This window comes from Marichromatium purpuratum 984 (assembly GCF_000224005.2).
Taxonomy (GTDB): domain Bacteria; phylum Pseudomonadota; class Gammaproteobacteria; order Chromatiales; family Chromatiaceae; genus Marichromatium; species Marichromatium purpuratum.
On record NZ_CP007031.1, the window covers coordinates 3,508,119 to 3,530,064 of the forward strand.

18 protein-coding genes and 2 pseudogenes are annotated in these 21,946 nt (G+C 64.6%); 14 read left to right on the top strand and 6 right to left on the bottom strand.

Annotated features, from left to right (window positions below):
* Positions 1-562 precede the first annotated feature (562 nt).
* The 5 genes from MARPU_RS15235 (at position 563) to MARPU_RS17775 (ending at position 6,774) form a co-directional block, all read left to right on the top strand.
* Complete coding sequence (locus MARPU_RS15235) at positions 563-1,828, top strand: DUF2325 domain-containing protein (protein ID WP_005222874.1); 1,266 nt, start codon at positions 563-565, stop codon at positions 1,826-1,828.
* 58 nt (positions 1,829-1,886) lie between these two features.
* Complete coding sequence (locus MARPU_RS16850) at positions 1,887-2,633, top strand: HD-GYP domain-containing protein (RefSeq protein WP_005222875.1); 747 nt, start codon at positions 1,887-1,889, stop codon at positions 2,631-2,633.
* 450 nt (positions 2,634-3,083) lie between these two features.
* On the top strand, positions 3,084-4,910 hold the full coding sequence (gene asnB, locus MARPU_RS15245; RefSeq protein WP_005222877.1) for an asparagine synthase (glutamine-hydrolyzing): 1,827 nt from the start codon (positions 3,084-3,086) through the stop codon (positions 4,908-4,910).
* A 143-nt stretch (positions 4,911-5,053) separates the two neighbouring features.
* Positions 5,054-6,172, top strand: a complete 1,119-nt coding sequence (locus MARPU_RS15250) for a glycosyltransferase (protein WP_005222878.1) — start codon at positions 5,054-5,056, stop codon at positions 6,170-6,172.
* Positions 6,173-6,267: 95 nt separating this feature from the next.
* On the top strand, positions 6,268-6,774 hold the full coding sequence (locus MARPU_RS17775; RefSeq protein ID WP_156929294.1) for a hypothetical protein: 507 nt from the start codon (positions 6,268-6,270) through the stop codon (positions 6,772-6,774).
* Between the two features lie 97 nt (positions 6,775-6,871).
* Here MARPU_RS17775 and MARPU_RS18050 read toward each other — a convergent pair.
* A pseudogene (locus MARPU_RS18050) lies at positions 6,872-6,982 on the bottom strand (IS1 family transposase); the annotation flags it as partial.
* A gap of 45 nt (positions 6,983-7,027) precedes the next feature.
* Between MARPU_RS18050 and MARPU_RS17780 the strand changes: the two are divergent.
* The 5 genes and pseudogenes from MARPU_RS17780 (at position 7,028) to MARPU_RS15270 (ending at position 11,991) form a co-directional block, all read left to right on the top strand.
* Positions 7,028-7,270, top strand: a complete 243-nt coding sequence (locus MARPU_RS17780; protein ID WP_156929295.1) for a hypothetical protein — start codon at positions 7,028-7,030, stop codon at positions 7,268-7,270.
* Between the two features lie 137 nt (positions 7,271-7,407).
* The gene (locus tag MARPU_RS17370) at positions 7,408-9,180 is read left to right on the top strand and encodes an ATP-dependent nuclease (RefSeq protein WP_005222880.1); all 1,773 of its coding nucleotides are present in this window, start codon (positions 7,408-7,410) and stop codon (positions 9,178-9,180) included.
* Between the two features lie 138 nt (positions 9,181-9,318).
* A pseudogene (locus tag MARPU_RS15260) lies at positions 9,319-10,047 on the top strand (transposase); the annotation flags it as partial.
* An 84-nt stretch (positions 10,048-10,131) separates the two neighbouring features.
* The gene (locus MARPU_RS15265) at positions 10,132-11,295 is read left to right on the top strand and encodes a transposase (protein WP_005222884.1); all 1,164 of its coding nucleotides are present in this window, start codon (positions 10,132-10,134) and stop codon (positions 11,293-11,295) included.
* A 225-nt stretch (positions 11,296-11,520) separates the two neighbouring features.
* Positions 11,521-11,991 (top strand): hypothetical protein, encoded by a 471-nt coding sequence (locus tag MARPU_RS15270; RefSeq protein WP_005222885.1) that lies wholly within the window; start codon positions 11,521-11,523, stop codon positions 11,989-11,991.
* A gap of 51 nt (positions 11,992-12,042) precedes the next feature.
* Here MARPU_RS15270 and MARPU_RS15275 read toward each other — a convergent pair whose 3' ends face one another.
* Positions 12,043-13,386, bottom strand: a complete 1,344-nt coding sequence (locus MARPU_RS15275) for an OmpP1/FadL family transporter (RefSeq protein WP_005222887.1) — start codon at positions 13,384-13,386, stop codon at positions 12,043-12,045.
* 600 nt (positions 13,387-13,986) lie between these two features.
* Between MARPU_RS15275 and MARPU_RS15280 the strand changes: the two genes are divergently transcribed.
* A complete protein-coding gene (locus tag MARPU_RS15280; protein ID WP_005222889.1) occupies positions 13,987-14,595 on the top strand; it encodes a hypothetical protein in 609 nt (202 codons plus the stop codon).
* Between the two features lie 220 nt (positions 14,596-14,815).
* Positions 14,816-15,454 (top strand): hypothetical protein, encoded by a 639-nt coding sequence (locus tag MARPU_RS15285; protein WP_005222892.1) that lies wholly within the window; start codon positions 14,816-14,818, stop codon positions 15,452-15,454.
* A 265-nt stretch (positions 15,455-15,719) separates the two neighbouring features.
* Here MARPU_RS15285 and MARPU_RS15290 read toward each other — a convergent pair whose 3' ends face one another.
* Both MARPU_RS15290 and MARPU_RS15295 read right to left on the bottom strand, forming a co-directional pair.
* On the bottom strand, positions 15,720-16,484 hold the full coding sequence (locus MARPU_RS15290) for an META domain-containing protein (RefSeq protein ID WP_005222894.1): 765 nt from the start codon (positions 16,482-16,484) through the stop codon (positions 15,720-15,722).
* A 4-nt stretch (positions 16,485-16,488) separates the two neighbouring features.
* Positions 16,489-17,136: a hypothetical protein gene (locus MARPU_RS15295; RefSeq protein WP_005222896.1), complete on the bottom strand. Its 648-nt coding sequence runs from the start codon at positions 17,134-17,136 to the stop codon at positions 16,489-16,491.
* 501 nt (positions 17,137-17,637) lie between these two features.
* Between MARPU_RS15295 and MARPU_RS15300 the strand changes: the two genes are divergently transcribed.
* Complete coding sequence (locus MARPU_RS15300; protein WP_005222898.1) at positions 17,638-19,026, top strand: glutamate decarboxylase; 1,389 nt, start codon at positions 17,638-17,640, stop codon at positions 19,024-19,026.
* A 39-nt stretch (positions 19,027-19,065) separates the two neighbouring features.
* Here the strand turns inward: MARPU_RS15300 and MARPU_RS15305 are convergent, their stop codons facing one another.
* Positions 19,066-20,154, bottom strand: a complete 1,089-nt coding sequence (locus MARPU_RS15305; RefSeq protein WP_005222900.1) for a linear amide C-N hydrolase — start codon at positions 20,152-20,154, stop codon at positions 19,066-19,068.
* Positions 20,155-20,322: 168 nt separating this feature from the next.
* On the opposite strand from MARPU_RS15305, the gene MARPU_RS15310 reads away from it, so the two are divergent.
* Positions 20,323-20,721: a hypothetical protein gene (locus tag MARPU_RS15310; protein ID WP_005222901.1), complete on the top strand. Its 399-nt coding sequence runs from the start codon at positions 20,323-20,325 to the stop codon at positions 20,719-20,721.
* Positions 20,722-20,728: 7 nt separating this feature from the next.
* Here MARPU_RS15310 and MARPU_RS15315 read toward each other — a convergent pair whose 3' ends face one another.
* Entirely contained in the window at positions 20,729-21,862 is a 1,134-nt protein-coding gene (locus MARPU_RS15315; RefSeq protein ID WP_005222904.1) for a glycosyltransferase, read from the bottom strand.
* Positions 21,863-21,946: the final 84 nt, after the last annotated feature.

A 21,946-nucleotide genomic window follows, 5' to 3' on the forward strand; every position in this document is an offset into this window, starting at 1 on the left:
GCTTTCTGCTGTCAGCCGCCAGCGAGAGGAGCAGGCTCGTCTCGTATCGCCAAGGTTGACCGCAAACCGACACTGGAGGCTGCCTGTTAACAAGGAGGGTAAGGAGGGGACAGCCACCAGTTGCCAGCCACCAGCGACCAGCCCTCAGTGAGCGTTGACCTCAACGACTGGCGCAGGGCACGAGAGGCTTTACTGCTGTCTGTCGTTCCCAGGGAAGGGAGGACAATGCGGAGGACGCCCCCTAGGAGGAAGGAGGGGACAGCGACCAGCCACCAGTGAGCGTTGACCTCAACGACTAGCGCAGGGTGCGAGCGGCTTTACTGCTGCCTGTCGTTCCCAGAGAAGGGAGGACGATGCGGGGGACGCCCACTCGCCAGACGACGCCTGGAAACCGCTCGCATGCCCCCTTTCGCGTTCTTTGCGGTTCATCCTCTCCGGCATCTGATGGCTGGCAACTGGTGGCTGATGGCTGGTCGCTATCAGCTGAAACCCCTTGCTTTCTCGCTAATGAGAATTATTATTGACTCCATCCCAGAGCCAACCCACGCCGAAGGAGTCCGGCATGTGTGAGTCCCGACCGTCCATCCCGTCCTCCAATGTCATCGCTCCACCGCTCGAGGCGCCGCCGCCGAGCCCGCGCGCACCGAGTCGGCGCCGCAAGCTGTGGGATCTCGCGCACAAGTTCCACTGTCCGGTGATCGGCACCTGTCTGCACGTCGACGAGCTGCGCGAGATCGCGCGCAAGAGCGGGGTGCGCCAACACGCGCGCGCCAGCGATTTCGACATCCATGTGCGCTGTGTCGCCGCCGCCGAGCAGCGCGGACCGCTCTCCCAGGCCACCCACAAGGCGCTCGAACGCAAGCACGCGCGGATGATCAAGCGCTTCGCCCGCGCCAAGGATAGCGAACAAGTCGCCGCGCTCTGGGATCAGGCACGCGCCGAGGGCGAGATTCCCGGGGCCTTCTGGGCGCTGATGACCCACCCCCATGCCGACGCCATGCTCTGCGTGCGCGCCTACGAGGACGTGCACATGCTCTCGCACCAGATCGGCGCCGGGCTCGGTGCCGATCTGCGCGCGCTGCGCGAGACCCGCGCCCAGCTCGACCGCGCCCAGCGCGACGCCGCCGAGCGCGAGCGCCGACTCAATCGCGGCCTCATCGAACGCGAGGCCCGTGTCGAGCAACTGGAACAGACAGTCCAGCAATATCAGGGCCTCGAACGTGCCCTCGAACGCGCCGAGGGCGAACTCGCCGCACTGCGCGACCAGGACCGCTCGGCCAGCCTCGACGAGGAGCGACGGCGCGCCGACCAGGCCAGCGCCCGGGTCGCGACCCTAGAGGCACAGCTCAAGCGCGAACGCGAACACCGCGCCGAACTGGCCGAACGGCTGGCGCAGCGCGAGGACGCGCTGCGCCGACTCGAACAGCGCTTCGCGCAGATCGAGCCGGAGGACTGCTGCGGTGGCTGCACCGTCACCGACGACTCGGTACCCGATCTCGCCGGGCGGCGCATCCTCTGTGTCGGCGGTCGCGGCTCGCTGGCCAGCCGCTACCGCAACCTGGTAACACGCTGCAACGGCGAACTGCTGCGCCATGACGGCGGACTGGAGGACAACCGCCAGCGGCTCGAATCGCTGCTGGCCAAGGCCGATGCGGTGATCTGTCCCGCCGACAACTGCAGCCACGACGCCTATCTGCGCACCAAGCGCTTCTGCAAGCGCACCGCCAAGCCCTGCGTGCTGCTCGAACGCTCCAGCGTCGACGCCTTCGCCCGCGCCATCGCCGACCTGGTCGAACCGCCACCGACCACCACATGCTCGGCGGCCTGACCCCGGAGCGGGGTCTCAGACCCCGCCGCGCCCGCAGTCCTTGCACACCAGGACCCAGATGATCCCCGAACTCGTCCGCATCCATGACGTCATCGATGTCGTGATCAGCACCCTCAATGCTCGCGATCCCTATACCTCCGAGCACTCCTTCCGGGTAGCGCTGTTCTCCGAACTGCTCTCCGAGCAGATGTCGCTGCCCGCCCGAACCCATCAGCGGCTGCACATCGCCGCTCACTTGCACGACATCGGCAAGGTCGGCGTGCCCGACGGCATCCTCAACAAGCCCGGTCGGCTTACCGAGGTCGAGAAGCTGCAGATCCAGCTCCACCCGCGTATCGGCTTCGACATCCTCCAGCGCCTGCCGACCTTCCGCGAGGTCGCCCGTATCGTCCTCCACCATCACGAACGCATCGACGGATTCGGCTACCCCAACCGACTGCGCGGTGAGCAGATCCCGCTCGAATCACGCATCATCGCCGTCGCCGACGCCTTCGACGCCATGACCTCAGATCGCCCCTATCGCCGTGGCATGCCCGTCGAGACCGCCGCCGAGGAGATCGCCCGCCATGCCGGCGACCAGTTCGACCCCGAGGTGGTCGCACACTTCGAGCGCGCGATCGACCTGCTTGCGACCCACGTCCAGTCCGGCCAGGAACCCACCCGCCTCCCCGGCGAACCCGACCACGACAGCCTGATGCACTCGCGCATCGCCAGCGCGATCCATGACCCAGTCACCGAGCAATCCCACCAGACTTCCCCGGAACCAGACTGTCCCAGCAGCCAACGTTTCCAGCACGCCGGGTAAGGCAGCGCTGTAGGTTGGATTGCCGCCAGCCGCCAGCCGCCAGCCGCCAGCCGCCAGCCGCCAGCCGCCAGCCGCCAGCCGCCAGCCGCCAGCCGCCAGCCGCCAGCCGCCAGCCGCCAGGAGATTGAACCGCAAAGACCCAAAGGACACGAAGAAAGCGACCAGCCTTCAGCAAACGGCTAAAAAAGGGCTAAAAAAGGACACCCATTTATCGAACGGCTGGACGCCAACCACACAACCCCTTCGCGTTCTTCGCGGCTGGCGGTTCACATCTTTACGGTTCACATCTCCCGAAGGCTGGCGGCAGCGCCCCGGTCGCCAGCCGTAACCCTCGACAACCGGCCGGCGCCTCGTATCATGGGGAGCGGTCGCACCAGCGCGGTGCGGTCGAGACATGAGGGGGCGAGGACCTATGGCCAGACAGCATCCAATCGAGACGGGGTCGCGCTGATGTGCGGGATCACCGGTTTCATCCTGCGCGCCGGGGTCGAACCCGCGCCCGGCACGCTCGAACGCATGATCGAGCGGCTCGGACACCGCGGCCCGGACGACAGTGGGCTCTATCGCGAGGGCGCGGTGGGGTTGGCGCAGTCGCGGCTGTCGATCATCGGGCTGGAGACCGGGCACCAGCCGCTGCTTGAGCCCGCCGACGGGCTGGCGCTGGTGGCCAACGGCGAGGTCTACAACTATCGCGAACTCAACGCCGCGCTCGGCGCCGCCGGGCGGGTGATGCGCACCGGCTCGGACTCCGAGACCATCCTCCACGCCTACGCGGTGCACGGGCTCGACGCGCTCGAACGGCTGCGCGGCATGTACGCCTTCGCCCTGCACGACCGCCGGCGCGAGCGGCTGATCCTCGCCCGCGACCGGCTCGGCATCAAACCGCTGTTCTACGCCCGACTGCCCGACCGGGTGGTGTTCGCCTCCGAACTCAAGGCGCTGCTCGCGCTGCTGCCCGAGTCGCCGCGGGTCTCGGCCCCGGCGCTGCGCCAGTTCCTCCACCACCAGTTCGCCGCCGGCGAGGACACCCTGATCGAGGGCGTGCGCCGCGTCCCGCCGGGCGAGGCGCTGGTGATCGACCCCGAGCTTAACCTCACCCATCACCGCTACTGGTCGGCGCGGCGCGTCGCCCCGCGCGACATCGGCCCCGAGTACGCCAGTTACGAACTCGGCGAGCGGCTCGACGCGGCGATGCGCGAGCACATGCGCGCCGATGTGCCCTTCGGCCTGTTCCTCTCCGGCGGGGTCGACTCGGCGGTGCTCGCCGCCCTGCTCCACCGCCACGGCGCCGGGCGCATCCACAGCTTTTCGGTCGGCTATCGCGGCACCCGCATGGCCGACGAACTCGATGCCGCCGAGCGGGTCGCGGCGCACTTCGGCTTCGAGCATCACCGTCTGGAGCTGGAGCTGGATCAGGTCTTCGGCCGCATCCCCCACAGCATCTGGGCCGCCGACGAGCTGATGCGCGACTACGCCTGCCTGCCGACCTCGATCCTCGCCGAGCAGGCCAGCGCCGAACTCAAGGTGGTGTTCTCCGGCGAGGGCGGCGACGAGATCTTCGGCGGCTATGGCCGCTACCGCCCGCCGCGGCTGGAGCGCTGGGGCAAGGGGCTGCTGCGCCCCGGCAGCGGCGGCTTCCGCACCCGGGGACAGTGGGCCGGACGCTGGCAACGGGCGCTGTACGGCCCGGCGCTCGCGACCGTCGAGCCGCCCGATCGCGCCCCCTTCGTCGCCGCCTGGCAGGCCACCCCCGGCGACTGGTCCGACCTGCAGCGACGTCAGTACACCGACCTGGTGACCGCGCTGCCCGACAACCTGCTGGTGAAGACCGATCGCATGCTGATGGGCTTCGGCGTCGAGGGCCGGGTGCCCTTCCTCGACCACCGTCTGGTCGAGTTCGGGCTGGCGCTACCCGACACGCTCAAAACCCGCGACGGCAGCGGCAAGTGGCTGCTCAAGCGCTGGGCCGAGCCGCTGCTGCCGCCGGGGCACCTGAGCGCGCCCAAGCGCGGCTTCCACGTCCCGGTCGGCGACTGGCTCGGAGGCGAGCGCGCCGCCCGGGTCGGCGAGCTGCTGGCGCGCAACGACGGCATCCGCACCTGGTTTCGCCCCGAGGCCCTGCCCGCGCTGGTTGCCGCACGCCGCGCCGGGCGCGGCGGCGGGCGTGAGCTGTTCGGACTGCTGCAGTTCGCGATCTGGCACCGTCTGTTCATCGAGCGGCCGGGGCTCACGCCCGCCCCGCACGAGGACCCGCTCGACTGGATCGCGAGCGACTGAGCCCGCGCCACGCGCCGCTGGCCAAGCCGCGCGCGCTGGCGCAGAATGACCCCACAGGACCGCGTTCGCCGCGCGCCGCTGGCGGACACCCGAGCACCACGGATGGCGCCCGATCGTCATCCGGCCACCGAGACCCGCGCCGCATGACCGAGCCTGCACACATCGCCTGCTTCCTCTCCACCTCGGGACACAGCGGCGTCGACCGGCTCGCCCGTCATCTGCTGCCGGCGATCGCCCGGCGCGGCCACCGCGTCGATCTGCTCAAAGTGCGCGGCCACGGCCCCGAACTCACCGAACAACCGCCGGGGCTGCGCATCATCGATCTCGGCACCCGCCACACCCTCGCCACCCTGCCCGCGCTGGTGCGCTATCTGCACCGCGAGCATCCCGACGTGTTGCTCTCCGACAAGGACAAGGTCAACCGTCTGGCACTCGCCGCGCGCGCGCTGGCACGCACCCCGACCCGATTGGTGCTGCGCTCGGGGATCACCATCTCGGTCGATCTCGCCTCGCGCGGGCCGCTCGATCGCTGGGTGCAACGTCACTCGATGGGCTGGCTCTACCGCTTCGCCGATCGCGTGCTAGTGCCGAGCGTCGGCGCCGCCGACGACATGGCCCGCTACACCGGCCTGCCGCGTGAGCGCATCCACCCGGTCGACTCGCCGATCGTCCCGGCGCGGCTGTTCACCGAGCAACAGCCACGTCCCGATCACCCCTGGTTCGCCGACGACGCCCCGCCGCTCATCCTCAGCGTCGGCGAGCTGTGCAGCCGCAAGGACTTCGCCACCCTGCTGCGCGCCTTCGCCCGGGTGCGCGCCGAGCGCCCCTGCCGACTGATGATCCTCGGTCGCGGCAGCGCCCGCGAGCGCCTGCTGCGCCTCGCCGACGACCTCGGCGTCGGCGCCGACTTCGCCCTCCCCGGCTTCGTCCCCGAGCCCTACGCCTACATGGCCCACGCCGCCCTGCTCGCCTTCTCCTCGCGCTGGGAGGGCCTGCCCTTCGTCCCCGTCGAGGCGCTAGCCGTCGGCACCCCGGTGGTCTCCACCGACTGCCCCAGCGGCCCGCGCGAGATCCTCCAGGACGGCCGCTACGGCCCCCTGGTCCCGGTCGGCGACGATGCGGCACTGGCCGAGGCGATCAAGGCGACGCTGGATGATCCGTTGCCGAAGGCGGTGTTGCGGGAGGCGGCGGGGCGGTTTGAGATTGAGCGGGCGGTTGGGGGGTATTTGGGGGGGATAGAGCGACGCGCGGAGGATATGTAAAAGCTCAATCAAATCCCTATCGGTCAGAGCGCCACCCATAACCTCATGGGGACTTGACAGCTAGGAGCTTCACAACAATTAAAAGGAGACCCGCTTTGCCCACTGTTCCACCAGCTTCAAAAATCATCATCGAAATCCTTACCATATTAAACGAATTCAGGAATGAAGCCGGGCCATCAAAAGATTGCTTTCTAACTCTTGGCGATGTTGCCAGATCAATATACAAGAAATATGGCTTGAAAGATGGCGAGGAAAAACAAAGAGTCTTTCATTGTCTCAAAAGCTTGCATAAAGATGGGTTTGTCAGAATTCCATCGCTAAGCGAGCCTAACGAAAAAAGAGAAATTCATCTCGATAAATTTTTAATTAACATCACGAGAAGTGGTGTCGAATATCTAGAGACACAGATGACTAAAATCAACGACCGAAATAGCAGCATAAATATTAGCAACGAGTCTGGCACGGTTAACGTAAACTCATCACAAAGCAACCAAGAGGTTTCACAGCCGAAAGATAGCAATTATATTCGCCCGATAGCTATAGCGGTTGCGGGCGGCTTGGCGGTTGCATTTTTGGCTTTCAAGCTAGGGTGGGCGAATTAAATGGCAAAAGGCGTGGGTAGCGCCCTAACCGATAAATTTTCGAATCTTTTGGTGTTTTTTGATCGACCGCAACGGGGCAAACACACATCGTGAAATTTTAGTCACGAGCGAAGCTCAAGAGTGCAACAAGATGGTTTTCCTGTTTCTTCGAGAACGCGAGCGACCTTCTCACCAAGGGGGAAATACGCTGCCGGCGTGTGCCGTTTAACCAACCAAAAATAGGTTACGTATGAATTTGAACGAGTATTTGTGCTTGTTTTCAAATCAAGGAACAATCAATATACAGGTCAAATTTAAGGACTTCGATGGCACTGTTGCGAATCAGACAATGGAACCAAGTGAAATAACCCAACTCATCTCACCAGATGGCGGCGAATTCAGAAAGCTGATGACTTTTGATGATTGGCCATTTGAAGTCTATAGATATGAAATCGAACCGGCAAAAAACACAATTACCATACGCGCAAAAAAGCTTAAAAATCAGCACGCTAAATAACCGACACGCTAATCAAATAATAGTAAAAAAAAGGGGTAGTGCCCTGACAGATAGGTTTCGATAAGATCAGAATCTCTAGGATAAAAAAGAAGGACACCCACTTACCATTGAGGGCACTACCCCAGGGGGAATAGTCAATGCACCGAATCAGCTGCATTTATATTGAAAACTTCCGCGCTTGCCGAAATGTCACCTTGCCGCTTGATAGCTATACCCCGCTAGTAGGGCAAAACAATTCCGGGAAATCTACGATACTGGAAGCAATTCGCTGGGTGTTAAAGCCAAGCAATCTCAAGAACACCGATTTTTATGATAAAAACAAGCCAGTCATTGTCGCGGCTTGTATTGATGGAATTGATGATTCGGTACTGGATCGCATTCCCCACAATAGGCACCGCCAAGCCATTGAGCCTTATTGCAGAGATAGAAGGCTCTGGATTCGGGTCACTGCGGCTAACACAAAGTCTAAAAGTCAGGAAGTTTGGAGTGTGGATGAATGCCCGCAAGATGGCGTTCCCGAGCACTGGCAGGCCTACCCTACCGGCCTCCCGCAAGCGGTGACGGCCCTTCTGCCAGAACCTCTTCATGTGCAGGCCATGCATGATATTGGTGAAGATCTTGGCAAGGCTAAAACCGGGACGACAATCAAGGGACTACTGGATGAGATCATGAATCCCTTGTTGGCGGCTCATGACGAGCTGACTACCGCGCTCGACACGATTCGCAATGTACTGACCACAGGTGGAGAGCAACGTTCCGATCACTTGCAGCAATTCGACACCAGTGCAACCGATGCACTGGATAATTTCTTCCCCGGTCTGGCGTTAGACCTGGATTTGCAGGTGGTAGACATCAAGGACTTCTTCAAGGCCGGTGACTTGCACGTCACCGATAAGGTCAGTGGTGATCGGCGCCGCTTTGATCAGATGGGTACTGGTGCCCAGCGGGCCATACAGATGGCCTTGATCCGCTATCTGGCAGATGTGCGCCGCACTGAGGATAATCAAATTTCCCGTCGTCTGCTGTTGATTGATGAGCCAGAACTCTACTTGCATCCTCAAGGTGTGCGGAGACTGCGTGAAGCCTTGAAGAAACTTTCCAATACAGGCTTCCAGGTTGTGTTCTCCACCCATTCCCCGCTCATGTTGAGTCGAGATAATGCACCCAATACTGTGATTGCAGGCAAAACGGCCGACAATGGCGTCACCGTTCGCAAGCCACTGAGTCAAGTTATTAAAGATGCCATTGAATGCGCTGAAAGCCAGTCACAGACACTGTTTGAACTGGGCAGCCTGGTCGATATTTATTTTGCGGATCGCATTATTCTCTGCGAAGGGAAAACGGAAAGAAGATTGTTACCCTTGACCTATGAGCGGCTTTACCAGCGCTCACCTGACCTGGATAACATTGCGTTTGTTTCCGTTGGTGGCTGCAACAATTTTGCTAAGGCTTTGTCCGTACTGAGCGCGATGGATATTCGCGCTTGTGCTGTAGCCGATCTGGACTTTGCCTATACCCACGCCAGGAAAAGCAACCTATTGAAACGTGATGGCACTGATTTAATCGACGCAAAGACTGCCCTCAACCGGCTGCAACAAGAGCACAATTTTACCTTGCATCAAAATGGGCTACCGAAAAATTCTAACCAATGGACTGCAGCAGATATATGGGCCTGCTTTGCATCGGATGAAGAAGGCCGAGTCATTGCCCAAGAAAGCCATGAAGCGCTGAAAGCTTATCATGTGTGGACCTGGCCTCAAGGCTGCATCGAACAGGTGACTGGCGCGGACGACAAAGGCGAAGACGCCATTATGGAACAGGAAAATCAATTGCGCGCCATGAGTGCCGCAGAAATAGAAAGACAGATGCCCGCTTTCAAAGCGTGCTTCGATTGGATCAGGAGTCTTTAGGAGATTACTACTACAGCCGCATATTTTTACGGCGGCCCAGCCCCACGCGCTAGCACAAGTAAAAGGACACCCACTTACCGTTGACGCTCCCAAAGCGCTCTCCTACGCTTCTCCCAACACATCCAGCGGAGATGCCCCATGACCCGTCCCCGCGCCTCGCTCGTCTCCTTGTCCGATACGCCCTGGTATCACGTCGTCACGCGGTGCGTGCGCCGGGCGTATCTCTGCGGCTTCGATCGGTTGACCGGACGGAGCTTCGAGCATCGTCGCGGCTGGGTAGAGTTGCGGTTGCGTCAGCTCGCGGGGGTGTTCGCGATCGATGTCGCGGCCTATGCGGTGATGAGTAATCACGTGCACCTGGTGGTGCGGCTCGATGCGGAGCGTGCTTCTCAGTGGTCGGATGAGGAGGTGTTACGGCGCTGGCGATGTCTGTTCCGAGGGCCGGTGGTGGTGAAGCGGTTCCTGTCGCCTGCGACGCGGGCGGGGATGACCGAGGCGGAGCTGGAGGTGATCGCAGGGTTGATCGCGACCTACCGGGCGCGACTGGCGGATCTCTCGTGGTTCATGCGGGTGTTGAACGAGTCGATCGCGCGGGCGGCGAATCGGGAGGACGGGGTGCGGGGGCGGTTCTGGGAGGGACGCTTCCGCTCGCAGGCGATCCTCGACGAGACCGCGCTGTTGGCGGTGATGGCCTATGTCGATCTCAACCCGATTCGGGCGGGGATTGCGGAGACGCCGGAGGCGAGCGCGCACACCGGGATCGCGGCGCGGATCGCCGACTTGCAAGGGGACGGAGAGGAGGCAGAGGCGGCACCACAGCCCCGGCAAGGCCCATCGCATCCACCGCCCACCCCAGCGACAGCATCTGAGAAGTAAAGGACACCCACTTACTGTTGACGCTCCCAAGGCGCTCTCCTACGCTTCCTCCAACACCTCCAGCGGAGATGCCCCATGACCCGTCCCCGCGCCTCGCTCGTTTCCTTGTCTGACACGCCCTGGTATCACGTCGTCACGCGGTGCGTGCGCCGGGCGTATCTGTGTGGCTTCGATCGGCTGACGGGGCGGAGCTTCGAGCATCGGCGCGGCTGGGTGGAGTTGCGGCTACGGCAGCTCGCCGGGGTGTTCGCGATCGATGTCGCGGCCTATGCGGTGATGAGTAATCACGTGCACCTGGTGGTGCGGCTCGATGCGGAGCGTGCTTCTCAGTGGTCGGATGAGGAGGTGTTACGGCGCTGGCGATGTCTGTTCCGAGGGCCGGTGGTGGTGAAGCGGTTCCTGTCGCCTGCGACGCGGGCGGGGATGACCGAGGCGGAGCTGGAGGTGATCGCAGGGTTGATCGCGACCTACCGGGCGCGACTGGCGGATCTCTCGTGGTTCATGCGGGTGTTGAACGAGTCGATCGCGCGGGCGGCGAATCGGGAGGACGGGGTGCGGGGGCGGTTCTGGGAGGGACGCTTTCGTTCACAGGCGATCCTCGACGAGACCGCGCTGCTGGCGGTGATGGCCTATGTCGATCTCAACCCGATTCGGGCGGGGATTGCGGAGACGCCGGAGGCGAGCGCGCACACCGGGATCGCGGCGCGGATCGCCGACTTGCAAGGGGACGGAGAGGAAGCAGAGGCGGCACCACAGCCCCGGCAAGGCCCATCGCATCCACCGCCCACCCCAGCGACAGCATCGACGCCGCCAGAGACCGAGGACACGGAGCCCACGGCAGACGCACGCAGCGCTGAACTCTGGGAAGCCGCCCTCAACCGTCTGCCACCTGCCCCACTGATGCCATTCGGCAACCCCGCCGAATGCCCCGCCGTCATCCCCTTCACCTTCGACAATTACCTGATCCTGGTCGACTCGCTCGGGCGCGCCCTGCATCCACGCAAGCGTGGCGCGATCCCGGCGGAGCTGCCCGACATCCTCACCCGGCTCGGCATCGCCCCCGAGCGCTTCATCAAGCACGCGGGTTTCCTGCTCAAGGGTTTCGGCGCGGCGATCGGTGCGCCGGAGCGAATGACGGCGCTCGCCGCACAGCGGGAATGTCGCTATCTGCGTGGGCTGAGTCGAGCCAGGGCGTTATTCGGGTCGACACAGAGTATGGCCTTGGTCGGTGCTGCCTGACCTGCTCAGGCAGCTGGGCCATGGCCTCGCTACCGGTATTCACCCCGGGAGCTGAGACAACGATTGCATGCGCTGTCTCTCGACGGAGCACGGCGCCACACAGACCGACCTTCTTGCCGACGCTGACACCTCGGCTCACACTGCTCCCACCCTCCTCATTGAACACGGCAGGTATGCGATAATCGACCGTCGACACGATCACGAAAGCACAGGAGTAGGTGTCAAATGTCCAGTATTCTCAGAGCCCTGCTCCTCACTGGGGGAGTGCTGGGCGGGGCGCTGATGATGGCGATCATGTACGACATGATGCAGTCGATGCGTGCAATGCGGGGGGCGATGCTGGAGATGAATCAGTCGATGCTGGTCATGCGCCAGAGTACCGAGACCATGTCGGAGAATGTGGTGGCCATGCGCGCGGACATGGACCAGATGAATGGGACCATGACGGAGATGGGAGCCATGGCCCCTGACATTCACAAGCTGGCCAAGGAAGTCACGGAGATCGACGAGCATGTCTCTTCGATGTACAGCCTGATGGCCGAGGATCTCGACAACCTGGCCAGGTCTGTATCACTGATGGCTCCGTCGGTCGCGACCATGGGGCCTGTCATGCACCGCATGGGGCATGACATGAACCGAGGGGTCAACTCATTCAACAACCCCATGGATTACATGTTCAACATGATGCAGCGCTGAGCATCGGCGGCGAGCGGAGCCGAGGCGCACCGCCCGCCGTCAGGTCGTGATTCAGAAACGATGCGAGTAGTTGATGCTCAGGGTGTCCTGGGCCAGACTGCTGGTCAAGCCGACTAGGGGGTTGGTGTTGGTCTCCTCGTTCTCGAAGGCGTGGGTGTAGGCAACATCGACACGCTGATGCGGGCTGATCCGATACCCCAAACCAAGCATCAAGTGGCTCTCGGTGATCGCCTCGCCCAAGTGCTGGAGGTATTCCTCGGGGACGGGATCGGCAGCATAGTTGAAGCCCGCCCTGAGCTGTAGCGCATCGTTGACGCTGTACTGCATACCGATCGAGTAGACCCACTGATCGTCCCAGTCCTGGGTCATGTCGACATCGACATAGCCACCGCTGTCGGGACGGAAACGGATTCGCAGCGCATCCATCACCTCAGACCAGGCGTAGTGCTTGATATCGGCGACCAGCAGCAGCTTGTCGCTGGCCTGAAACGCCAACCCGGCCTTGAAGGTCGCGGGCCACTGGAAGTCCTTGATCTTCACATCCCCCGAGAGGGTCGAGTAGTTGCTGCCGACACCCGCCTGGATGCTGCCGTCGCCGTCCAGATCTCCCATATGTGTCTCGAACTGATAGCTGGTACCCAATACCAGTCGATCAGTAGCCCTGTAGGTCAGGCCGATCTGCCCCCCGAGCCCCCAGTTGTCGAGCTTGCTGAAGTCGAAATGCGCGTAGTTCGCGCTTCCCAACCCGGCGGCAGTGTTCGGATCGACTCGCGCGGTACCCAGAGTCTGCTGCCCCGGTGTCATCATGTCGACCAGCGCCTGGCTCGGCATCGCCTGCTGCATGGTCATGCGCCCATAGACGAGATCGAGACTCGCGCCGACGCTGAGTCGATCGGTGGCCTGAAACGCCAGCGGCAGGATCAGTCGTCCGACCATCACTTCGCTGTGATCACGCAGACCGGTCGGCTGCCCCGAGTTGGGGTCGATGGAGAGATAGCTGTCCTTGCCGTAGTCGGCGCCCATGCCCCCCTGACTAAAGGCGCCAATCCCGTAGGACCAGCGTCCTTGCTTGGTGACATAGCTGAGGTTCGGCATGAGGAACCAGTCCGCGTCAGAGTCAAGCTCCGGCATCCCGCTCATCCTGGTGGTGGCATCGATATGCATCAGGCTGGCACCGATCTCGAAGCGGTGTCCTTCTTCCATCAGCGATAGCGTGGCGGCATTGTTGATCGCGCCATAGTTACCCGTGTCGTATGCCTGCGAGGCACCGCCCAACCCCATCGAAATCGCACCATAACCGGATAACGCCATGCCGTTGGTCGCCATGGCCTCGGTCGCGGCCAGGGCCCCCAGGAGCCCGAGACAACAGGCTCCGGACAGAGTCTTTCCATTCATCGACCTTGCTCCTACATCACATCGTTGCATTGCATTGGGCCAACTGATTCATGCTTGCGAACACAAATCGGGCGCAGCATAGCAAAACATCGCCTACACAATGATGGCCCCGAGCCACTCACCCTGGTGCAAACACAAGACTGAAAACACAGCCTGTCACTATGGCATGCTCATGCCCGGGCAACGATTTTCCGAGAAATCAAAGAGCCAAGGATAGAGCGACCATTGAATCAAGCTGTCGAGAGCAACAAACAACAAAAGGACACCCATTTATCAATCAGTGATTGAAGGGAGACCCCGAAGGGCTAGCGCCTCGGGACGATTCCATCAGCCGAGCGAATACCCGATCGATCGTAGGCACTCCTGTCCCGCCCGGAGCACTCCCTCCCTGGCAACCACCGACCGCGCCTCACGCACCGGGCGACGAAAGGTGTCGACACACGGTTTCATTTCTCCTCGCCACACGCACATGGACTTGACAGGCTGCCCGACTCTGGACTTGACAGGCTGCCCGACTCGCAATGCCCCTGGATGCAGTCGGACGGCCTGGAGCAGCAGTTCCACCGATCACTCACGACATTCAACGGACGGAAGACACCGATGAAACCGACCCTCATGTTGCTGCGACTCTCCACACCGGGCGCCCTGGCACTGATGCTTTCGGCACCGCTCCATGCAACCACCGAGCACGACAACGAGGTCTTCTTCGCCATTACCGGGGTGAAGAGCTTCACGTTCACCGAGACCGGACACGCGGTGAGCAAGGGTCAACCCTATAGCGGCGTCACTTCCGGGGTCAGCAAGGACGGGGAAGAGGCGCGGATCGTGGTCAAGGCAGGTCGCCACAAGACGAAGGAGGTGGCGCAGTGGTTCAAGGACGCGGTGAACGCGGGACCGGGCCAGACCCTGGCATGCGACAGCAAGGGGAATTTCCCCGACGACCTAAACTTCGCGGTCCAGGGCACGCTGGAGATGCAGATCGGTGACAAACAGATCACCTGCAACGATATCCTCGTCGCCCAGGGCAGCTTCTCCACCACCAACAACTGGTGGATGGGAGGGCCGAAGATGCAGGGCGCGCACGCCTCCATCAGCGGCGCCACGGTCCAGACCTGCGCGGCCAAGGGGGCGCTCTTGCCGGTCGCGGTGATCTTCAGCCCGCAGACTCCTTGCGCCAATCACTTCAATATCGCCATCGGATCTCTCTAGAAGATGACGGGCAGGCGCCACTGGGGTGGAGCGCGGCCTGCGCACACGACCAGTGGCGCACCGCGCTCCACCTGACCGATCCTTGACGATACGGCGCCGGGAGGCCCCTCGCCGACCCGAGAGGCCTCGACCACCACGACGGCGCTCACCCCGGATCGATCGCCCCAGAGTCCGAAGACACATTCACTCGCCCCGCTCGACCATGACAGGAGGAGCCAACATGAGGACGACATCGACAGTGCTCGGCGGCGTGAGGATCCTCGCCGCGCTGCTCATGGCTACGACCGCCCAGGCCGACGAACAGGCGGCGATCGACGGTTGCAGCGATCGGCTCATGAGCGTGGGCGGCCCGGACGCACGCTCGGGCGGCGAGGTACTGAACACCGAGTTCTCGGAGGCGGGCATCCTGGTGGTACTGCTCGACGACGGTGGCACGGTATGGCGCTGTATCGCCTATGACGACGGTACCGTCGGGGACCTGACCATCGCCCGGGGGAGCGACGACGGCGAAGGGGCGATGGCCGGGGACGGCGACGGGCAGGGCATCACCACCACCGAACGGGTACATTTCCACCGTGGCGAGGACAGCGCGACACGGACCAAGACCCTCTCTCCAGGGGCGTCCATCCGCTATCTGTTGGGGGCCAGAGCCGAGCAGTTCCTGAGTGTACGCGTCACTCCGCACACCGCTAGCTTGGACTATCAGATCATCAACCCCGACGGTTCATTCCTGCTCGATATGACCCCGTCCGACCGGAGCTATCGCGGGCAACTTTGGCAGTCGGGGGATCACGTGGTCGAGGTGATCAATCGTGGCAGTAAGATGGTCCCCTACAACGTAACCCTAAAGATCGAGTGAGCACGCAGGGGATCGCGTCCCGCTGTGTCATCGCTCGAGCGCGACCGACCGTCCACACGGGCCGCGACGACACTGGCGCGCACGTCTCCCCCGGTCGACATCTGACCTAGCCCGTTCCCGCTCATCCCTCCCAGGGAGGAACCGTGAACGCACGCGCCTCGTCGGCCCCACCCGGAGTCATGAAATCGTGGATCGAGTCATCGGTGAAGTAGCGCCAGAACACCTCGGCCTGGTCCGGGTCCAGGATGTCGAAGGCGCCCTCGGTCTACCGCTCGTCGAGGAACATCCGATAGGCGTCCAGCGGCTCCGGTCCGTACTGCTGATACAGCGCCCTGTTGATCTTCCACCGATGGATCAGCGCGTGCGCCATGTCACGGCGCATGGCAGCGACTCGCTCGGCCTCCGCCGGAGTCATCGGCCCCACGTCGCCCAATCCCTCGGTCATCCTGCCCACGCGCAAGCGTGCGAGCAAATTCATGACCTCGGCAGACTCGACCTCGATACCCTGCTCGACGCCATAGCGTTCGAACAGCCGATCGAGGACGATGCGCTGCAACGCGGTGCCGTCGAGGTCGCGCATGATCTCGCCGAGCACGATCGCCACGGGGGGCGACCCCTCGACCGGTGCCAGTTCGATGATGGAGCCGTCGGCCATGGTGGCGAGGAAGAGGTGTCCGCCCTCGATGACATAGCTCCGCACCCATTGGAACTGCGCCAGATAGCGCTCGGACAGGGAGCCCGGTGGGCACAGCGCCCGGGTCGTCGCGATGGCGCCGAAGCGCAGCTGACCGGGCGTGTCCGACGCCCAGGTACCGGTACCGAGCTGGCAGTCGGCGCGAATGGCCACCATGCCGTCATCGTGCAGTTCGAGACTGTACTCGGCGCCCTCCTCGGGGACATAGACCTGATCGTCCATCGACTGGATCTCGACCAGCCTCCAGGCCGTCCCCGCCAGGGGCGAGGACTCGGCCAGCGCCAGCGAGCTGACGCTGCACAGCAGCGCGATCAGCAGAATGGTCGGATATCTCATCGTCTCAGCCTCCCTCGATCGCAGCGAGTGGCACCTCATAGACCTCCTGGCCGTCGATGACGACGGTCCAGGTATCGCCATCGAGCGAGGCCTCGGCGCTGCGGTTGGTGGCGTTGACGTACCCGGTCATAAAGTTGATGGTGAACTGCTCACCGGCGGGGCTCTGCACCACGATCGAGGCCTGGCCCTCGTCCATGCGTAGGATGTCGGCCGGGCACTGGCCGAACGCCTCGGCGGTGAGGGCGCGACAGCGCAGCAGCGTGGTGGCGTCGTAGTCGGCGGTGGAGAAGGGCCGGGTCGGGTTGTCCGCGGCGTCCGTCGCCATACCACGGTCCCAGTAGACATAGAGGCTCTCGTCGGGGAAGCGGAAGATCAGCCCCTGGTCGCCGAGCCCGCTCTGGCGATAGACCGGGCGGCCCGCCTGATCGCGGAAGTTGCCCACCGCCTCACCGCTCGGCGCCAGCTCGTGCACCACGCCATCCTCGCGACTGATGGTCACATTGCCCTGGCGCTGACTGAAGGTGCAGGGAAGCGTCCGCTCGGCACGGTCCTCCCCCTTGGGGTAGATCTCGCAGCGCGCGTCGGTCGAGTCAGCGACAGCCGGAAGTGCCCACAGGCCGACGACGGCCAGCAGCAGGGTGTGAAGCAGCATGATCGATACCTCCGCGTGTGGTGGGGCTCTCACGCCCGGCAGACGCCTCGGGCCAGCGAGCGCCGACCCGTGCTCTTTGAGGGCCGCATGCCCTGGGTTCAAGGCCGATCGCCGAACATGTCGTTCCCGCCCCGTCGCGCTCTATGCCCTGACCTGCCGAGCCACTTCGGCTCGGACGATCGGGCGCATCACCCGTCCGACGACCTGTCCGCCGCGCGGCCACTGCTCGGACACAACTCCCGCTGGGAGTGCCAACAGGGCAAGGCCGATGAGGGTGCGCGTGCCAATCCGGTAGGGTCGAGTCCGCTCGCAACACCATCGCCACAGAGCGGCAGCAGCGTGGTCGAGGTGCCGACGGCAGGCAAACTCTCCACGACGAATTCAGTCGACTGCACCTCCTTTGTCAGAAGCAGGCGCACACCGACGATCGACCCGCGCACCATTGACTACGCTTGGCCTAGCGCCCCGAACCCCGGGGCGGTCGCGATGGAGGGATTGCCGATGGTGACGCGAAAGATCGAGTCGATCAGCCCCGAGGAGCAGGATGCACTGCTCGCGCCGGCCTATGCACGACGGCGGATGCTGGAGGGGGTACCGCGATACCGTCTGCCGGAGCACGAGATGGCCCCCGAGACGGCCCATGACCTGATCCACGACGAGCTGATGCTCGACGGCAACGCCCGGCTCAACCTGGCCACCTTCGTCACCACCTGGATGGAGCCCCAGGCCGAGCGGCTGATGGCCGAGGCCTTCGACAAGAACCTGATCGACAAGGACGAGTACCCGCGCACCGCCGAGATCGAGGCGCGCTGCGTCAACATCGTCTCCGATCTCTTCCACGCCCCCGAGCAGGGGGTCGGCGCCTCGGCGATCGGCTCGAGCGAAGCGGTGATGCTCGCCGGGATGGCGCTGAAGTGGCGCTGGCGCGCGCGTCGCCGCGCCCGCGGCGAGGACACCCATCGCCCCAACCTGATCCTCGGCGCCAATGTCCAGGTGGTGTGGGAGAAGTTCTGTCGTTACTGGGATGTCGAGCCGCGCTACATCCCGATGGAGAAGGGCCGTTATGTCATCACCCCGGAGGAGGTGATCGCCCGCACCGATGCGCACACCATCGGCGTGGTCGCCATCCTCGGCACCACCTTCACCGGGGAGTACGAGCCGATCGAAGCGATCCACGCCGCGCTGGAGGCGCAGAACGCCACCACCGGCTGGGAGATCCCGATGCACGTCGACGCCGCCAGCGGCGGCTTCGTCGCCCCCTTTCTCGACCCCGAGCTGGTGTGGGACTTCCGCCTGCCGCTGGTCAAGTCGATCAACGTCTCGGGGCACAAGTACGGCCTGGTCTATCCCGGCGTCGGCTGGGTGGTGTGGCGCAGCCACGAGGACCTGCCCGAGGAGCTGATCTTCCGGGTCAACTATCTCGGCGGCGACATGCCAACCTTCACCCTCAACTTCTCCCGCCCCGGCAACCAGGTGGTGGGTCAGTACTACAACTTCCTGCGCCTGGGGCGCGCCGGCTACACCCAGGTAATGACGGCGCTGCGCGAGGTGGCCACGGGGCTGGCGCGCGGCGTCGCCGACCTCGGCCCCTTCGAGCTGGTCAGCGACGCCAGCACCATCCCGGTGTTCGCCTTCAAGCTGCGCGACGAGATCACCGACTACAGCGTCTTCGACATCTCCCACAAGCTGCGCGAGAGCGGCTGGCAGGTGCCCGCCTACACCATGCCCGAGCACGCCGAGTCGGTCGCGGTGCTGCGCGTGGTGGTGCGCGAGGGCTTCAGCGCCGATCTCGCCGAGCTGCTGCTCGCCGACCTCGCCAAGGCCGTCGCCCACTTCGAGGGGCTGCGCGCACACGACCCGGCGCCGCCCACGCCCAGCTTCGCCCACTGAGGGCGCGCGCCGGGGCACACTCGGCCCCGGCGCACCGGCTCAGTCGTTGCCGGAGACGTCCATGAAGGCGAAGGGCTCGGCGGCGGTGAAACGCGCTGCGGCGTTGCCGGCATAGACATAGCCGCCGTCGACCGGCAGGGTCTTGACCTCGGCCCCGGGTGAGAAGTCGAGGTCGTCGAGCGCGACCCAGAAGGTGTTGGGCGTGGTCGCCGAGGAGAAGTAATAGACCCGGTTCTTCTGGTCGGCGGCGACCGACCACAGGGTCGAGGCGAGGTTGGGCTGCTGCGCGACGCTGATGCCCAGCGGCACCGAGACGGCGCGCTGCACCGAGAGCACCTGGGCAACGGCCTGGTTGGCATAGGAGTGACCGGGCACGGCGTCGAGATAGTCGTTGTCGAGCGACTTGGGTACCGCATCGAGCAGGAAGGAGGCGCGCGCATAGCGATCGGCGGCGCGCACCGTGCCGGGCAGGAAGGCCATACCGCCGACCCCCTGCCAATAGGTATCGATCGCCAGCTGCTGATCGTAGGGCGGCGAATTGGTCATGACCTTGAACTCCGGCCCATGATGGATGACCAGCTCGCCGTCGAGGTACTCGAGGATCGCCGAGTCGCCACTGGGGTCGGAGAGCGAGAGATGGAGCGCGGCGGGCTTGCCGTTGGGCAGGTCCTTGGCGACCACCCGCAGCGGCTGCTCGGTCAGCCCCCGCACCGCCTCGGCGACGGTGGCATAGTTGTCGAGCGCGTACTGCGCCCAGAGCGCGATCGAGAGCGGCGGCAGCGCGCTGTCCTCGCCGTAGTCGGACTCCGCCAGATAGAGCAGGTTGGCCACCAGTCCCTTCTCGTTCATGCCGTCACTGCTCGCCAGGTCGTAGGACGAGACCACCAGGCTGCCGTACTTCGACACCCAGCTCGGCGAGTCCGGTCCCGCCCGACCATCGCGCGCCATGCCGCGCGGGAACACCCAGAGCGCGGTCTCCATCGACTGCATCCAGTCCATGTTGCGCCCGGTGATCACCGTCTCGTCGTCGCCGACATAGAGGGTGCGGGTACAGGCCTCACCGCCCTGGGGCAGGCCGATGCCGGCGGCCAGACAGGCCGCGACGACGGTCGTGGTGCGCTTGCTCATACTCGGACTCCTGCGGTTGCGATCGGAACACCATCGATGTCCGGACAGTTAAGCACAGCAACGGCACGACCGAGCGCCGGAAGGGGGCGACGGGACGAGCGGTCGTGGCTTGCCAGCGAGCGCGTGCACACCGATCATCCACCCCACATCGACCCGCCAGGAGCCACCATGACCACCCCCACGGAACCAGCCGACGACACCCCGCAGACGTCCCACCCGACCCCCGGTGATTACGGCATCCGCGGCAGCGCGACCCCGGAGTCGCTGATCCTCGAACAGCTCAGCCAGGGCCCCAAGGCCCAGGCCTGTCGACGCTCCAAGGCGGCGCTGCACCAGCTCATCCGCGACGCCGAGCAGGCGCACAAGGCACGCAGCCGGGTCGGCACCGAGACCTGTCCGCAGTGCGGCCAGCCCCACCTCGCCCACTATCGGCTCACCGAGCGTTTCCACCTGCTTGAGTGCGCGCACTGCGGCCACCACGGTCGCGGCACCAGCGCGACAGCGGCGCGCGCCGATGCCGAGTCCGGCGTCGACAGCGGTCGCGACTGGCGAGGAGCGACGGACTGAGCCCGCCTCAGCGCAGCCCGAAGACCTCCAGGTAGCGCCCGGCGCTGGTCTCCAGACGGTACTCGGCGACCGCCTCGCGTAACCGCTCGGCGGGCAGCGGCCGGTCGAGGGTGCGCTCGATCGCCTCGGCCAGCGCCGCGACGTCGCCGACGGCGACCAGCGGGCCGTACTCGCCGCCACGGGTGATCTCGCGCGGACCGCTGCGACAGTCGGTGGCGACCACCGGGGTGCCGAGCGCGAGCGCCTCGGTGAGCACGTTGGGCGAGCCCTCCCAACGCGAGGACAGCGCGAACAGCGCGGCGCGGGCGAGGAAGCGATAGGGGTTGGACTCGAACCCGGGCAGCGCCACCGCCTCCGCCACCCCCAGCTCGGCGGCCAGACGCAGCAAGCGCTCGCGCTGACGGCCCTCGCCGAGGATCAGCAGCCGACAGGGGCGTGTCTCGCGCACCCGGGCGAAGGCGCGGATCAGGGTCTCGAAGTCCTTCTGGGTACGCAGCCCACCGACCCCCATGATCACCGGCTCGGCGCCGGGCGCGAACCACGGGTGATCGACCTCGGCCGCGGCCAGCGCCGCCAGCTCCGGGGTGATGTTGGGGTTGCGGATCACCCGCACCCGCTCGCGCGGAATGCCGGTGATGGCGACGATGTCCTCGGCCACGCCGTCGGAGACCGCCACCACCGCGTCGGCGCGGCGATAGAGCGCGCGCAGCCGGCGCGTCTCGCGCCAGCGCCACAGCCAGCCCTTGCCGCGGGCGCGCCAGCGCTCGCTCATCGCGGTGCCGGGACGCAGCACGTAGCGGGTGTCGCCGCCGAGCCGACGCTTGACCGCGAGCGCGACCCGGTCGTCGCGGGTCTTGGCGGTGAGCACCGCCGCCGGGCGGGTGCGCGCGACCAGCTCGGCGAGGAAACGGGTGCGCGCACGCAGCCCGCTCGCCGCGAGCACATGTACCCGCACCTCGGGTGGCAGGGTGTCGACGAAGGGCGCCCCGGCGTCGTTGACCACGAAGTCGACCGGATGGCCGTGCCCGGCAATCCCGCGGGCGATGTTGACCATCATCCGCTCCACCCCGCCGTCACCGAAGCTGGGGATGAAGAGACACACGGGGCGGGGGCTCGGCTGGCTGGGGGTCGCTGGGGTCATGCTCGGGGTCCGGAGGCTGGCGGTGGGCCGACGCGAGGCCGGCGGGATGGACATCATTATGGCGAAAACCGGCGGGGTCCGGAC